This is a genomic window from Streptomyces sp. NPDC127190 (genome assembly GCF_042672505.1).
In the GTDB taxonomy this organism is placed as follows: Bacteria; Actinomycetota; Actinomycetes; order Streptomycetales; family Streptomycetaceae; genus Streptomyces.
This window is the reverse complement of record NZ_JBHXVE010000004.1, coordinates 458,224-472,306: the sequence shown is the minus strand read 5'-3', so window position 1 is coordinate 472,306 and position 14,083 is coordinate 458,224. Positions and strand designations below refer to the sequence as shown.

At 71.9% G+C, this 14,083-nt stretch carries 11 protein-coding genes; 2 read left to right on the top strand and 9 right to left on the bottom strand.

What is annotated here, in order from left to right; all coding sequences use genetic code 11:
• Positions 1-81: 81 nt before the first annotated feature.
• Together ACFVIU_RS10230 and ACFVIU_RS10225 are read right to left on the bottom strand one after the other, a co-directional pair.
• Positions 82-1,896 carry a bifunctional metallophosphatase/5'-nucleotidase gene (locus ACFVIU_RS10230; RefSeq protein ID WP_385841798.1) on the bottom strand — a complete coding sequence of 605 codons (1,815 nt, stop codon included), beginning with the start codon at positions 1,894-1,896 and terminating at the stop codon, positions 82-84.
• Between the two features lie 244 nt (positions 1,897-2,140).
• Entirely contained in the window at positions 2,141-3,424 is a 1,284-nt protein-coding gene (locus ACFVIU_RS10225) for an adenylosuccinate synthase (protein WP_385841797.1), read from the bottom strand.
• 197 nt (positions 3,425-3,621) lie between these two features.
• On the opposite strand from ACFVIU_RS10225, the gene ACFVIU_RS10220 reads away from it, so the two are divergent.
• Both ACFVIU_RS10220 and ACFVIU_RS10215 read left to right on the top strand, forming a co-directional pair.
• Positions 3,622-4,497 carry a diacylglycerol kinase family protein gene (locus tag ACFVIU_RS10220; RefSeq protein WP_385841796.1) on the top strand — a complete coding sequence of 292 codons (876 nt, stop codon included), beginning with the start codon at positions 3,622-3,624 and terminating at the stop codon, positions 4,495-4,497.
• 129 nt (positions 4,498-4,626) lie between these two features.
• Positions 4,627-6,147, top strand: a complete 1,521-nt coding sequence (locus tag ACFVIU_RS10215; protein ID WP_385841795.1) for an APC family permease — start codon at positions 4,627-4,629, stop codon at positions 6,145-6,147.
• Positions 6,148-6,226: 79 nt separating this feature from the next.
• Here ACFVIU_RS10215 and ACFVIU_RS10210 read toward each other — a convergent pair whose 3' ends face one another.
• The 7 genes from ACFVIU_RS10210 to ACFVIU_RS10180 all read right to left on the bottom strand — a co-directional run bounded on the left by ACFVIU_RS10210 (position 6,227) and on the right by ACFVIU_RS10180 (position 14,003).
• Positions 6,227-7,447 carry a cytochrome P450 gene (locus ACFVIU_RS10210; RefSeq protein ID WP_385841794.1) on the bottom strand — a complete coding sequence of 407 codons (1,221 nt, stop codon included), beginning with the start codon at positions 7,445-7,447 and terminating at the stop codon, positions 6,227-6,229.
• A 60-nt stretch (positions 7,448-7,507) separates the two neighbouring features.
• Positions 7,508-8,173, bottom strand: a complete 666-nt coding sequence (locus ACFVIU_RS10205) for a response regulator (protein WP_385841793.1) — start codon at positions 8,171-8,173, stop codon at positions 7,508-7,510.
• Positions 8,170-9,585 (bottom strand): sensor histidine kinase, encoded by a 1,416-nt coding sequence (locus tag ACFVIU_RS10200; protein ID WP_385841792.1) that lies wholly within the window; start codon positions 9,583-9,585, stop codon positions 8,170-8,172. The genes ACFVIU_RS10205 and ACFVIU_RS10200 overlap by 4 nt, the downstream gene beginning before the upstream one ends.
• Positions 9,586-9,703: 118 nt before the next feature.
• Positions 9,704-10,411 (bottom strand): response regulator, encoded by a 708-nt coding sequence (locus ACFVIU_RS10195; protein ID WP_385841791.1) that lies wholly within the window; start codon positions 10,409-10,411, stop codon positions 9,704-9,706.
• Entirely contained in the window at positions 10,408-11,787 is a 1,380-nt protein-coding gene (locus tag ACFVIU_RS10190) for a sensor histidine kinase (protein WP_385841790.1), read from the bottom strand. Before ACFVIU_RS10190 ends, ACFVIU_RS10195 begins: the two co-directional genes overlap by 4 nt.
• Positions 11,780-13,021: an acyltransferase gene (locus ACFVIU_RS10185; protein ID WP_385841789.1), complete on the bottom strand. Its 1,242-nt coding sequence runs from the start codon at positions 13,019-13,021 to the stop codon at positions 11,780-11,782. The genes ACFVIU_RS10190 and ACFVIU_RS10185 overlap by 8 nt, the downstream gene beginning before the upstream one ends.
• The gene (locus ACFVIU_RS10180) at positions 13,014-14,003 is read right to left on the bottom strand and encodes an alpha/beta hydrolase (protein WP_385841788.1); all 990 of its coding nucleotides are present in this window, start codon (positions 14,001-14,003) and stop codon (positions 13,014-13,016) included. Before ACFVIU_RS10180 ends, ACFVIU_RS10185 begins: the two co-directional genes overlap by 8 nt.
• Between the last annotated feature and the right edge of the window lie 80 nt (positions 14,004-14,083).

Below are 14,083 nucleotides of genomic sequence, written 5' to 3'. Positions count from 1 at the left end.
GCGCGCGCGCGCGGGGCGCGCGCCCCCCCCCCCCCCCCTCGACCGTGCTCACGAAAGCTTCGCGCTCGTGACGGCCTGGCCTCAGAAGACCGGCGTGCCGTTCTGCGTCAGCTTCCAGTTGGTGACCGCGAAGTCGGCCGGGTCGAGGACCTTCTTGGCCGTCACGTAGTCGATCATCAGCTGGCGGATCTCGTTGGTGGAGCTGTAGGCGATGTCCGCCGTGGCGATGTGCGGGTAGCCGGAACCGCCGTTCGCCCGGTAGTTGTTGACGGCCACGACGAAGACCTGGTCGTCGGGGATCGGGGCGCCGTTGTAGGTGAGGTTCTTGATCCGCGAGCCCTCCGGCTGGGCGATGTCGATCTCGTAGTCGACGCCCGCCGCCGTGTCGTACATGTAGTCCCAGAAGTTGTTGGCGTTGGTGAGGGTGGCGGTGTCCACCTTCGTGCCGGCCGGGACCTGGTGGTAGTACTTCGCCCCGTACTCCAGGTAGTCCTTCAGCTGGGCGCCGGTCAGCTTCTTGCCGTACAGGGTGTTGTCGTAGATGTAGAGGCCGGCGATGTCCTTGATGGTGACGCTGCCCTGGGGGATGTCGGCGGTGCGGGAGAAGGGCGCCGCGACCGAGATCAGCGGGAGGGCGGCGTCCGAGGCCGACAGGCCCGCCTTCACGGCGTCCATCTGGACCTTGTGGATGAAGTCCATGATGGGGACGTCCCGCCAGCAGGAGTCGGCCGCCGAGAGGTCCTGGGTGCAGGTGCCGACCGCCGTGTTGACGTACTTCACGACCAGCTCGTGGTCGTCCGTGAGGAGCTGCTTGATCTCCGGGTCCTCGTCCACCGTGTTGGGGTTGAGGGTCTGCGCCTTCTTGCTGGTCACCTTCCACTGGCCGTGGTGCAGTTCCAGCTCGAAGTCGAAGACGCTCAGCCGGAAGCCCCAGCAGTACGGCTCGGAGAGGAGGACGTCCTCGCCGGTCTGCTCGTTCTTCACGGTGTACGACGGCACCTCGACGTGGGTGTGGCCGACCAGGATCGCGTCGATGCCGGGGACCTGCTGGGCGACGAGGTTGGAGGCGTTCTCGACGTAGGGCAGCGAGTCGCCGTACGAGGAGGAGCCGTCCATGCCGGAGTGGTCGGTCAGGAAGACGACGTCGCAGCCGAGCGCGCGCAGCCGGGGCACGTACTTCTTCGCCTGCTCCACCAGGCCGGGGAACACCATCTTCCCGCTGACGTTGTCCTTGTCCCACAGCGCGATACCGGGGTTGGTGAGGCCGAGGATGCCGACCTTGATGTCCGGGGCGCCCGGCACGCAGATCCGCTTCACGGTGTACGGCTGGAAGGCGGGGCGCAGGGTCTTGGCGTCCAGGGCGTTGGCGCCGAGCAGCGGGAAGTCGCACTGCTCCTCGAACTTGCGGAGCGTGTCGATGCCGTAGTTGAACTCGTGGTTGCCGAGGGCGGCGGCGTCGTAGCGCATGTGGTTCATGGCCGCGGCCATCGGGTGCTGGGGGCCGTCCTCGCCGGTGATGGGCTGCACGCGGGCGAAGTAGTAGGCGAGCGAGGTGCCCTGGATGATGTCGCCGGCGTCGACGAGGAGGACCCGGTGCTCGCCCTTGGCCTCGCGCTGCTGCTTGATGAGGGTGGCCACGCGGGCGACGCCGCAGGAGTTGCCGGCCTTGTCCTTGTAGGCGGCGTCCTTGTAGTAGTCCCAGTCGAAGACGTGGCTGTGCAGGTCGGTGGTGCCGAGGATGGAGAAGGACCAGGTCCGCGGCGCCTTTCCGGGCCGGTGACCGGCCTCGGCCGCCTGGGCGGGGCCGGCGGCGACGGTCCCGGCGGCGGCCACTGCCGCCCCGGTCACGGCCGACTTCTTCACGAACTCCCGGCGGTTCATGGGACTGAGGGGCATTCAGGGCTCCTGGAAAGGGCTGGGCTGGGGAGGACTTGAGGAGAGGCCGCGCTGGTGCGGTGCGGGGCTACCCGCGTAGATGCTTCTCAGGTCCCACCGGCCCCGGAACCAGGATTAAGTCATGCTCAGGTCAAGTTCGGTAAAATTCGCGAGCACACCGACGCCCCCGCCGGTCGGAGCCGGCGAGGGCGCGGGAAAGGTGTCGGCCAGGTCGACTCCGGCCGAACACCACATCAACTGTGGCTTACAGGAACGAGTTGACCTCGATCGTCTCGTCCCGGCCGGGGCCCACGCCGATCGCGGAGATCGGGGCGCCGGACATCTCCTCCAGCGCCTTGACGTAGTTCTGCGCGTTCTTCGGCAGGTCGGCGAAGGTCTTCGCCTTGGTGATGTCCTCGGACCAGCCCGGGAGGGTCTCGTAGATCGGCTTCGCGTGGTGGAAGTCGGTCTGCGAGTACGGCAGCTCCTCGACCCGCTTGCCGTCGATCTCGTAGGCCACACAGACCGGGATCTCCTCCCAGCCGGTCAGCACGTCCAGCTTGGTGAGGAAGAAGTCGGTCAGGCCGTTCACCCGGGTCGCGTAGCGGGCGATGACGGCGTCGAACCAGCCGCAGCGCCGGTCACGGCCGGTGGTCACGCCCCGCTCGCCGCCGATGCGGCGCAGCGCCTCGCCGTCCGCGTCGAACAGCTCGGTCGGGAACGGACCCGCGCCGACCCGGGTCGTGTAGGCCTTGAGGATGCCGATGACCCGGCTGATCTTCGTCGGGCCGACGCCCGCGCCGGTGCAGGCACCGCCGGCGGTCGGGTTCGAGGAGGTGACGAAGGGGTACGTGCCGTGGTCGATGTCCAGCAGCGTGCCCTGGCCGCCCTCGAAGAGCACGACCTTGTCGTCCTCCAGGGCCTGGTTGAGGATCAGCACCGTGTCCGCGACATACGGCTTGATCTTCTCGGCGTAGCCCAGCAGCTCCTCGACCACCTGGTCGGCGGTGATGGCGCGCCGGTTGTAGAGCTTGGTGAGGATCTGGTTCTTGACGTCGAGCGCCGCCTCCACCTTCTGCTGGAGGATCGACTCGTCGTACAGGTCCTGCACCCGGATGCCGACGCGGTTGATCTTGTCGGCGTAGGTCGGACCGATGCCGCGCCCCGTCGTACCGATCTTGCGCTTGCCGAGGAAGCGTTCCGTCACCTTGTCGACGGTCACGTTGTACGGCGTGATGACGTGCGCGTTTCCGCTGATCAGGAGCTTGGACGTGTCGACGCCACGCTCGTTCAGACCGCTCAGCTCGGAGAGCAGGACCGACGGGTCGACGACGACACCGTTACCGATGACCGGCGTACAGCCGGGCGACAGGATTCCGGAAGGGAGCAGATGCAGCGCGTACTTCTGGTCGCCGACGACCACCGTGTGGCCGGCGTTGTTGCCGCCCTGGTATCGCACCACATAGTCGACGGAGCCACCGAGGAGGTCCGTCGCCTTTCCCTTGCCTTCGTCACCCCACTGAGCACCGAGCAGCACAAGTGCGGGCACGCGCGTACACCCCTTCCGGGCGGGGCATGTCCAAGGTCGGGGGCAGGGGCGTAAGGTTCACCGCCGCGTACCACCGCGACCGCCTTTGGTCGCACAACCGTCGGACCGGATGCCCCGGAATAGACGAAGCCCCTGGCGCAATAGCGCAAGGGGCTCTTGCACAAAGATGCTACCCGAGGAAGCGAGGCAGGACCGAGGTGGCGACTTCCGCGACGTCCGATCAGCTGCTGGTGATCATCGATCCGGCGGCACGGCAGACGGACGGGGAGTCCGTACGGATCGCGAAAGACGTGCTCAGCGCGGGTGCGGCGGCCAAGGTGTGTCTCCCGGACGGGCCCGAGGAATTCGCCCGGGCACTGGGCCGACGGGGGTCCCGCCGGCCGGTCGTGGTCGGCGGCGACCAGGCGCTGGTGCGGGCCGTCACCCTGCTGCACCGCTCGCGGGAGCTGGCCGGATGTGCGCTGTCGGTCGTCCCGGTGGGTGAGACGGCCCTCGCCGAGGCCCTGGGCGTGCCGGGCGGGGCGGTGGCGGCGGCCCGGGCCGTGCTGGACGGGGCCGAGCGCCGGCTGGACCTGCTGGTGGACGACAGCGGCGGGGTGGTGCTGGGCGCCCTGGGCTTCCCCTCGGCGCCGGTACGGGAGCCCGCCGGGGAGCCGGTGCCGGTCGGCTCGGGCCCTTCCTCCCCGCGCCCCCTGGGCGTGCCCTGGTACCGCTCGCTGGTGCGCACCCTGGCCCCCCGCACCCTGGCCGCGCGCCCGGACCGGCTGCCCGCCGTGCCCGCACCGGGGCCGACCCGGCTGCGGGTGGAGGTCGACGGGGAGACGGTCGTGGACCTGGACCAGCCGGTCGAGGCCGTCTCGGTGACGCCGGGCGGCTCCGGGGTGGCGGAGGTGGAGGTCCGCCCGCTGTCGGTGGGGGCGGCTGCCACGCCGGTACGGCTGTCCGGGCGGACGGTGACGGTCACCGGGGCCGACTTCCGCTACCGGGCGGACGCGGCGGTCTCCGGGCCGGTACGGCGGCGGACCTGGCGGGTGCTGGAGGACGCCTGGGGCCTGGTGCTGCCGCCCGCGTGAGCATGCCCGCACCCCCGCTAAAGGTCTGGTGACACATATTTAACCGCGCCGACCCCTTCCCGTACCCCTGCTGCGTCCACCATCCTGCTCCATCAGGACCCAGCGACCGGACACGGAGGGGGCCACCCGATGGCAGTGGACGAGGACATCGCCCCGGCGGCGAAGACGGACGGCGGAGACGGCGCAGAAACGGTTCACCGGCTGAAACCCAACGCCGTCGGGCTGCTCGGGGTGGTGTTCATGGCGGTGGCGACGGCCGCACCGATCACCGCGATGACCGGCAACGTGCCCTTCATGGTCTCGTCCGGCAACGGCGTCGGCGCACCCGCCAGCTACCTCGTCGCAATGGTCGTCCTGGCAATCTTTTCCGTCGGTTTCACCTCCATGGCCAAACACATCACCTCCACGGGGGCCTTCTACGGCTTTATCTCCTACGGCCTCGGACGCACCGCCGGACTGGCCGCCGGGTTGCTCGCCACCTTCGCCTACGTCGTCTTCGAACCCGCGCTCATCGGCATCTTCTCCACCTTCGCCACGACCACCCTGAAGGACCAGACCGGCGTCCACGTGCCCTGGTGGGCCTTCGCGGTGCTGATGCTCGCGGTCAACGCCACCGGCACCTGGTTCGGCGTGAGCGTCGCCGAGAAACTGCTGGTGGTGCTGCTCGCGACCGAGGTGACCGTGCTGGCCGCCATGGCGGTGTCCGTGGCCCTGCACGGCGGCGGCCCGCACGGCTTCACCTTCGCCCCCGTCAACCCGGTCAACGCCTTCAAGGGCACCTCCGCGGGCCTCGGACTCTTCTTCGCCTTCTGGTCCTGGGTCGGCTTCGAGTCGACCGCGATGTACGGCGAGGAGTCCCGCGACCCCAAGAAGATCATCCCCAAGGCCACGATGATCAGCGTCCTCGGCGTCGGGGTCTTCTACGTCCTGGTCTCCTGGATGGCCATCACCGGCAACGGCGAACGCGAGGCCCTGGCGGCCGCCTCCTCCGGCAACCCGCTCGACCTGTTCTTCCTGCCCACCGAGCGCTACGTCGGCCACTGGGCGGTCGTCGTCATGCAGTGGCTGATGATCACCGGCTCGCTGGCCTGCGGCATGGCCTTCCACAACTGCGCCGCCCGCTATCTGTACGCCCTCGGGCGGGAGGGGGTGCTCCCCTCGCTCAAGCGCACCATCGGCCGGACCCACGCCCGGCACGGCTCCCCGCACATCGCCGGGGTGGTGCAGACCTGCGTGGCCGCCGTACTGATCGGCGCGTTCTGGGCCGCCGGCAAGGACCCGTACACCGGCACCTACGTCCTGCTCGCCATCCTCGGCACCATGGCGATCCTGGTCGTCCAGGCCGTGTGCTCCTTCGCGGTGCTGGTCTACTTCCGCTCCCACCACCCCGAGAGCCGGCACTGGTTCCGCACCTTCACCGCGCCGCTGCTCGGCGGGGTGGCGATGCTCGCCGTGGTGGTGCTGCTGGTGTCCAACATGGGCGTCGCCGCCGGCCCCGAGTCCGGCTCCCTGGTGCTGAAGGCGACCCCCTGGCTGGTGGCCCTGATCGCGGCCGCCGGCCTCGGCTGCGCGCAGTACCTCAAGCACCGCGCACCCGAGCGGTACGCGCTGCTCGGCCGCACGGTGCTCCAGGAGACCAAGGAGCGATAGCCCCGGGGACCGGTGGATGTGCGCGTCGGCCGGACACCCGCTGCCCGGACACCGGCCGCCCGGTCGGCCCGGTGGCCGGTCAGCGCACCTCCACCCGCAGTCCCTGCAAGCCCCTGATCACGAAGTTCGGCTTGCGCTCCGGCTCCGCCGCCGGGGCCAGGGTCGGGGCCTGCTCCAGCAGGGCCGTCATCGAGGCCGCCAGCTCCATCCGGGCCAGCGGGGCGCCGATGCAGTAGTGGATGCCGGCGCTGAAGGAGATGTGCGGGTTGTCCCGGCGGGTCAGGTCCAGGCGGTCCGGGTCGGCGAAGACCTCCGGGTCACGGTTGGCGGAGCCGAACAGCATGGCGATCTCCGCGCCCCTCGGGATCGTCGTGCCGTCGATCTCGATGTCGTCCAGCACCCAGCGTTCGAAGAGCTGGAGCGGGGTGTCGAAGCGCATCAGCTCCTCGATCGCGGACGGCACCAGACAGTGGTCGGCGCGCAGGGCCGCCAGCTGCTCCGGGTGGCGGAACAGCGCCCACCAGCCGTTCACCGTGGCGTTCACCGTCGCCTCGTGACCGGCGTTCAGCAGCAGCACCGCCGTGGAGATCATCTCCTGCTCGGTGAGCCGGTCGCCCTCGTCGTGCGCCGCGATCAGACCCGAGATCAGGTCCTCCCCCGGCTCCTTGCGGCGGGCCGCGATCAGCTCCCGCAGATACCCCGAGAACTCCACCGACGCCCGCACCGCCCGGGCCGCCGTCTCCGGCGACGGGTTCAGCTCGTACATCCCGCAGATGTCCGCCGACCACGGGCGCAGCTGCCCCCGGTCCGACTCCGGGACGCCCAGCATCTCCGCGATCACCGCGACCGGCAGCGGCTCCGCCACCTCCGTCAGCAGATCGCCGCCGCCGCGCCGGACCAGCCCGGCCACCAGGTCCCGGGCCAGCCCGTCGACGTACGGCTTCAGCCGCTCCACCGTGCGCGGGGTGAACGCCTTCGACACCAGACGCCGGATCCGGGTGTGGTCCGGCGGCTCCAGGTCGAGCATCCCGTGGTCGTTCAGCGTGTGGAACGGCTCCTGCTCCGGCGGGGGCGCGCTCCGGCCGAACTCCTCGTGCGAGAAACGGTGCTGGTAGGTGCGGCCGAGGCGGCGGTCGCGCAGCAGCGCGGAGACATCCGCGTGGCGCGGGACCAGCCACTGGTCCGTCGGCTCGTACCGGAGCACCCTGCCGCGGGCCCGCAGCTCGGCGTAGGCCGGGTAGGGGTCGGCGAGGAAGGCGGGGTCCCAGGGGTCGAAAGCGAGGTCCGCAAGCGCTGCCATGGACGGACGTTAGCCCCGAGTGCCGCGCCCTGACCAGGCCCTGGCCTCCGCGCCCCCGGTCTACCGCGGCGCCACCAGGCGGGCCTCGTAGGCGAAGACCGCCGCCTGGGTGCGGTCCCTCAGCCCCAGCTTCACCAGGATGCGGCTCACATGCGTCTTCACCGTGGACTCCGCCACCACCAGCCGCTCGGCTATCTCCCCGTTGGACAGCCCCTGCGCGATCAGGACCAGCACCTCCGTCTCCCGTTCGGTCAGCTCCCCGTACGCCGCCTGCGCCGACGGCACCAGCCGGGGCGCCTCGGCCAGCCGGGAGAACTCCGCGATCAGCCGCTTGGTGACCGAGGGCGCGAGCAGCGCCTCGCCCGCGGCCACCACCCGGACCGCCTCGGCCAGCCGGCGGGCGGACGCGTCCTTCAGCAGGAAGCCGGAGGCGCCCGCCCGCAGCGCCTGGTAGACGTACTCGTCCAGGTCGAACGTCGTCAGCACCAGCACCTTCGCCGAGGCGTCCGCCGCGACGATCTCCCGGGTCGCCTCGATGCCGTTCAGCTCGGGCATGCGGATGTCCATCAGCACCACGTCCGGGGCCAGCCGGCGCACCTGCTCGACCGCCTCCCGGCCGTTGACGGCCTCCCCGGCGACCTCGATGTCCGGCATCGCGTTCAGCAGGACGGAGAAGCCCTCCCGGACCATCATCTGGTCGTCGGCGATCAGTACGCGGATCGTCATGCCCCACCCTCGGCCGTGCCCGTGGCGGTGTCCTTGCCGATGTCGACGGCGGTGTCCTTGCCGGTGTCCGGGGCCGTGGGTATGGGGTGGGCCGGGAGGAACACCGTGACCTCGAAGCCTCCGTCGGCCGTCGGGCCCGTCGCCATGTCGCCGTTCAGCATGGAGACCCGCTCCCGCATGCCGGTGAGACCGTGCCCGGCGCCCGGGGAGGGCTTGACGAGGTGGGGTGCCGGCGGCGGGCCGTTGACGATGCGCAGGCCCAGACCGCCCAGCACATACCCCAGCTCCACCCGCGCGCTCGCCCCCGGTGCGTGCCGCAGCGTGTTGCTGAGCGCCTCCTGCACGATCCGGTACGCCGACAGCTCCACCCCCTGCGGCAGTTCGCGCACCGCGCCGGTCACCGCCTGCTCCACCTCCAGGCCGGCCTCCCGCACATTGGCGAGCAGTCCGCCCAGGTCGGCGAGGGTCGGCTGGGGGGCGTCCGGAGCCTCGTAGTGCTCCGCTCGGACCACCCCGAGGACCCGGCGCAGCTCGGTCAGGGCCGCCACCGCGTTCTCCCGGATGGTGGCGAACGCCTTCTCCAGCTCCGGCGGGGGATTCTCCACCCGGTAGGGCGCGGCCTCCGCCTGGATGGCCACCACCGACATGTGGTGGGCGACCACGTCGTGCAACTCACGGGCGATCGTGGTGCGCTCCTCCAGCAGCGTGCGCCGTGAGCGCTCGTGCTCGGTCACCGACTGCTGGGCCGTCACCTCCTGCGCGGCCTCCCGCCGTATGTGCCAGACCGTGACGGCCAGCAGGCTCAGCGCCGATGTGATCAGCATCGGGGACACGTCGTTGCCGAACCGGCCCCGGCCGATGACGCTTCCGGCGAGGAAGCCGTAGACCGCGGTCATCAGCCACATCGAGGCCGCCGTGCGCGGGCGGGTGCGCAGTGCGACGACCGTGAGCACGACCAGATGGGACAGGAAGCTGCCCGGCAGCCACGGCCAGTCGCTCCAGTCGCCCCGGTCGAGCGCGGCGGCGAGGGTGGTCGCACCCAGCGAGCACCAGAACGCGCCCACCGGACGCGCCAGCGTCAGCAGCACCGGCGCCAGCGCCAACAGCCCGCAGAACAGGGCCGGCGGACCGTACTCGAAGGAGGCGGCCACGGCGAGGAGCATCGACAGCACGCCCAGGCCGGCCACCACGGTGTGCGGTATCCGGCCCACGTACCCCTTCGAACGGCCGGGCAGGCGGCGGGTGAGCGGGCCGTCCACACCCATGCGGGGCAACGGGCGGTAGGCGAAGGGTTCGTGGAACAGGTCCTGCCGCAGCCCGCGCAGGGCCTCCGCGGCGAACCGGAACTCCGGGCTGCGCGGCCGGCCGGCCGCGCCCGGCGGAGTCGTCTGCGTGTGCGTCGTCTGGGTCACGTACACGACGGTAGGCCTCGGCCGCCCCCCGGGTCGTCCCCTTGAAGAGGGGTCCTTGAAGGTCCCTCTCAGGTACTACGGGTCGCCCGGGAAACGGTCGGCTGCCTGTCGCGAATGCTCAGCGGGCGCTGCCGGGGCGGATCACGCCGGATTCGTAGGCGAAGATTGCCGCCTGGGTGCGGTCGCGTAGGCCCAGCTTTATCAGGATCCGGCCGACATGGGTCTTCACGGTCTGCTCGGCGACGACCAGCCGCTCGGCGATCTCCGCGTTCGTCAGGCCCTGGGCGATCAGCGCCAGCACCTCCGTCTCCCGCTCGGTGAGGTCGCCGACGCGCTGCTTCAGCGGGGAGCGCGGGCTGCCGTTCAGCCGGGCGAACTCGGCGATGAGACGGCGGGTGACACCGGGGGCGAGCAGGGCGTCGCCCGCGGCCACCACCCGTACCGCCTCGGCCAGTTGCTCCGCGGAGGCGTCCTTCAGCAGGAAGCCCGAGGCGCCGGCCCGGAGCGCGTCGTACACGTACTCGTCCAGGTCGAACGTCGTCAGCACCAGCACCTTGACGGCGGGTTGGTCGGCGGTGATGCGTTCGGTCGCCTCGATGCCGCCGAGTTCGGGCATCCGGATGTCCATCAGTACGACGTCCGGAGCCAGTTCGGCGGACTTCGCGATCGCGTCGCGGCCGTCCACCGCCTGCCCGATCACCTCGATGTCCGGCTGGGTGTTGAGCAGCACCGTGAAGCCCTGCCGGACCATCTGCTGGTCGTCGGCGATGAGGACCCGGATGGTGCCGACGCCACTCGTCACGCTGCTCGTCAAGCCGCTCGTCATGGGGTTCCGTCTCCTGTCGGGGGGTGGCCGGCCACGGGGGTGCCCGCGCGGGGCAGGAAGGCCGTCACCATGAAGCCGCCCTGCACGGTCGAGGTCGTGGTGACGTGTCCGCCCAGCATGGCCGCGCGCTCCCGGATGCCCAGCAGACCGTGGCCGCTGCCGGGGGACGGCAGGACGCGATACCGGGGGCGGCCGTTGATGATGCTCAGGAAGATGCCGTCGGGCAGATGGTCGATCTCCACGCGGGCCCCGGCGCCCGGCGCGTGCCGCAGGACGTTGCTCAGCGCCTCCTGGATGATCCGGTACGCCGACAGCTCCACTCCGGGCGGATAGCTGCGCTCCTCCCCGACCACCAGCTTCTCCACGTGCAGACCGGCCGCCCTGGTGTTCTCCAGCAGCGCGTCCAGCCGGGCGAGGTTCGGCTGCGGGGCGTCGGGGGCGCTCGGGTCGTCCGGCTGCTCGGAACGCAGCACGCCCAGCACCCGGCGCAGCTCCGTCAGCGCCTCCAGGGCGTTGTTGCGGATGCCGGCCAGGTTCTCCTTCAGTTCCTCGGAGGGGTTCTCCACCAGGTGCGGGGCGACCTGGGCCTGGATGGAGATCACCGACATGTGGTGGGCGACCACGTCGTGCAGCTCGCGGGCGATCCGGCTGCGCTCCTCCAGGAGGGTGCGGCGGGCGCGCTCCTCCGCGGTGATCGTCGTCTGCTGGACCAGCTGGGTACGGACCTCGCTGCGGCTGCGCAGAACGGTGCCGACGAGGACGGCGACGGCGAAGAGAAGGACGGCGACGAAGCCCGTCCCTGAGGAGTGGCCCGTGTTCAGGCAGGTCTGGAGGACCCAGGTCAGCAGGGCGGTCGCGGCGAGCGCGCCGAGGGTGCCGCGGACACGGACGCGCAGGGCCAGGAGGAGGAACACGGCCATGTGCGCCTGGAGGGCGGGGGTGGCCCACGGCCATTCGGGGCCCTGGCCGGGAACCGACTCCAGATGGGATCGGGCGAGGAGGGCGGTGGCCACGGCGTCGGCCAGGGAGAGCACCCACGCGGGGACGGGGCGCCAGAGGGCCAGGACGACGGCGGCGGCCTGGAGCGAGGCGAGGAGGAAGGCGGTGGGGGCGGCGAGGCGGTAGGTGTCCGTGATCTCCGAGCCGCCGCCGAGGGCGAGGGCCAGCGCGATGTAGACGGTGACGAGGTAGGTGAGCAGGCGCACCCAGCGGTGGCGGGAGAAGGGGGGCGAGTGCGGGGAGGGGGACGCGCCGAGCCAGGCGCGCAGGGCTTGGCCACGGCTCGCGGGCCCTTCGGCGGGGGGCGCCGGGGTGGGCGAGGGCCCCGGGGTGGGGTCTTGGGGGGCCGCGGGCGTCACGTCGGTAACTCTAGGCATGGTGCGGGGACTTCGCGGGAGGGAAGTGCCGGTGCAGCACGCGTGACGTGCGGTTCCGGGGGCGCCGAGTCCCCTGTTCGTGGTGGCGGAAGGCCGCTCGGGCGAGGAGCAGGGCCAGCGCGAAGACGGGGAGCCAGGCCAGCCGCTGGGCCACCCAGGTCAGGGAGTCGGGCGAGGTGTGCAGGCCGGGCAGGCGGCCGGCCGGCAGGGCGGTGACGGTGGTGGCCATCATCGCCGTCTGGTGCCAGAGGTAGATCGTCATCGCGGAGAGGTTCACGAACACTGTCGCCGCCCAGGCGAGCGGGCGGGCCGTCGCCCGGCGGAGGCGGTCGCGCAGCAGCAGGGCCAGCCCGCACTGGGCGAGGCCGAAGGTGACGGCCGCCAGGGTCGGCGGGTCCAGGTTGGAGATCCTCGCGCCGGGGACGCCGACCATGGACGCCGGGTAGCCCGCGACGAGCACCAGGGCGGCCGTGGCCGTCGTACCGCCGAGGAGGAGGACCCAGGCCGAGCGGCGCGTGCTCAGCTCGCCCCGGGCCCAGGCCGCGCCCAGGGTGTACGGCACCAGCCAGCCCGCGGCCACGTTCACCCAGGCGAGCCAGGACGGGCCGAGGTGCAGGCCGAAGCGGAGGACGTCCACGTGCAGGACGACCGCGAGCGGCCAGAGGGGGTGGAGGCGGGCGACGAGCGGGGTGGCGGCCGTCAGCGCGGCGAAGACCAGAAGGAACCACAGCGGGGACAGCGCCAGTTTCAGCAGCGTGTGGATGGTGCCGAACGGAACGCCGGTGAGGAGCAGGATGGTGGCCGTCACCGTCCACAGGCACAGCAGGGCGGCCACCGGGCGCAGCAGCCGGGTCAGCCGGGCGCGCAGCCAGACGGCGTAGGTCTCGCCTCGCGTGCGGGCGGCTGCCAGGCCGCGGGTCGCGACATGGCCGCCGACCAGGAAGAACACGGCCAGGGTCTGGAAGAGCCAGGAGACCGGGGCCAGCCGGGGCAGATGCTGGAGGGGGCTGGCGGTGTGCAGGCCGCCGTCCGTCGCGACCAGGGCCGTCACCAGCCAGTGGCCCAGGACCACGCCGAGGATCGCGAGGGCGCGCAGGGCGTCGATCGCCCGGTCGCGGCCGGCGGGGGTGGCCCTGTCGACGCGCTCGGCTCCCTCGCGGATCGCGCGCAGGACGCGGAACGGGCGCGGGGTGGTGAGCGGTGGGCGGGTGGCACCGGTCGGCCGGTCAGGCATGGGTGACCTCCGCGGTCTCGCCGAGGGTGATCCGGGCCAGGTTGGCGAGGGCGGTCGAGCCCGGGGTGAAGTAGCCGCTGTGGCCGGCGTCGGCGGCGTCGAAGACCCGGGCGCCGAAGGCGCGGGAGACCGGGTCGGTGCCGAAGCCGACGGTGGTGCCGAGGAGGCGGGCGCGGCGGTGCGGGACGTGTGCCACCCAGTCGTCGCTGCCGCGGGCCGCCCAGATCCGGGCGTTGGTGTGCAGGGCGGACACCGAGTCCGCGCCGGTGCCGGGGCTGCCGATCAGAGCGATGTCGTCGGCGTCCACGCCGGGGGCGGCCCGGCCGCAGACCACCGAGCCGTAGGAGTGGCAGAGGAGGGAGATGCGGGTGTGGGGCGGGGTGAGGGTGCGCAGTCGGCGGACGAAGGAGCGGAGGCGGGGGGCGGCTTCGTCGGCGCGGGTGGTGGTGGTGACGGTGGAGCTGACGGTGCCCGGGGTGCGGTAGCCGAGCCAGGCGATGACGGCGGCGCGGTGGCCGGGAGTGGCCGGGGTGGCCGTCAGTTGCCGGTAGAGGGACGCGGCCGCCGTGTGGAAGCGGGCGTAGGTGTCGAGGGAGGTGTCCGAGCCGGGGACCAGGATCGCGACGCGGTCGGCGTGGAGGAGGTCGCCGAGGGCCTCGGTGGCCTGTCCGGGGCCGCGGCCGTCGAAGCTGAGGAGGTGGCGGGTGGGGGAGGCCAGGGAGGCGTCGGCGGCTGCGCGGTGTTCGTCGCCGTCGGCGGCGGCCATACGGGCGGCCTCGGTGGCGTTGGCCCGGTTGGCGTCGTAGGTGGCGGCGAGGGTGGTGGGGGTGAGTGGGGGGAGGTGTGCGGGGGTGGGGGACGGGATCGGGGGGAGCGCGGCGGCGGAGAGGGGGATGGCTATGGCGGCGGTGAGGAGTGTGGCGAGGAGGGGGCGGTGCCAGGGGTGGCGGCGGGGATGGGGGTGGGCAGCTTTCGTCGTCAAGTGTGAGTGGCCCCTGTGGGGCGAACCCACCGTCGGCGGCTGCGGGTTCGCCGTGTCCGGGCGCAGGTCACCGTCGGCGC

What these genes read in the sequence shown, in the direction of transcription:
- ACFVIU_RS10230 (WP_385841798.1), bottom strand. Translation starts at nt 1,896, where the DNA reads ATGCCCCTCAGTCCCATGAACCGCCGGGAGTTCGTGAAGAAGTCGGCC.
- ACFVIU_RS10215 (WP_385841795.1), top strand. Translation starts at nt 4,627, where the DNA reads ATGGCAGTGGACGAGGACATCGCCCCGGCGGCGAAGACGGACGGCGGA.
- ACFVIU_RS10210 (WP_385841794.1), bottom strand. Translation starts at nt 7,447, where the DNA reads ATGGCAGCGCTTGCGGACCTCGCTTTCGACCCCTGGGACCCCGCCTTC.
- ACFVIU_RS10205 (WP_385841793.1), bottom strand. Translation starts at nt 8,173, where the DNA reads ATGACGATCCGCGTACTGATCGCCGACGACCAGATGATGGTCCGGGAG.
- ACFVIU_RS10195 (WP_385841791.1), bottom strand. Translation starts at nt 10,411, where the DNA reads ATGACGAGCGGCTTGACGAGCAGCGTGACGAGTGGCGTCGGCACCATC.
- ACFVIU_RS10190 (WP_385841790.1), bottom strand. Translation starts at nt 11,787, where the DNA reads ATGCCTAGAGTTACCGACGTGACGCCCGCGGCCCCCCAAGACCCCACC.
- ACFVIU_RS10185 (WP_385841789.1), bottom strand. Translation starts at nt 13,021, where the DNA reads ATGCCTGACCGGCCGACCGGTGCCACCCGCCCACCGCTCACCACCCCG.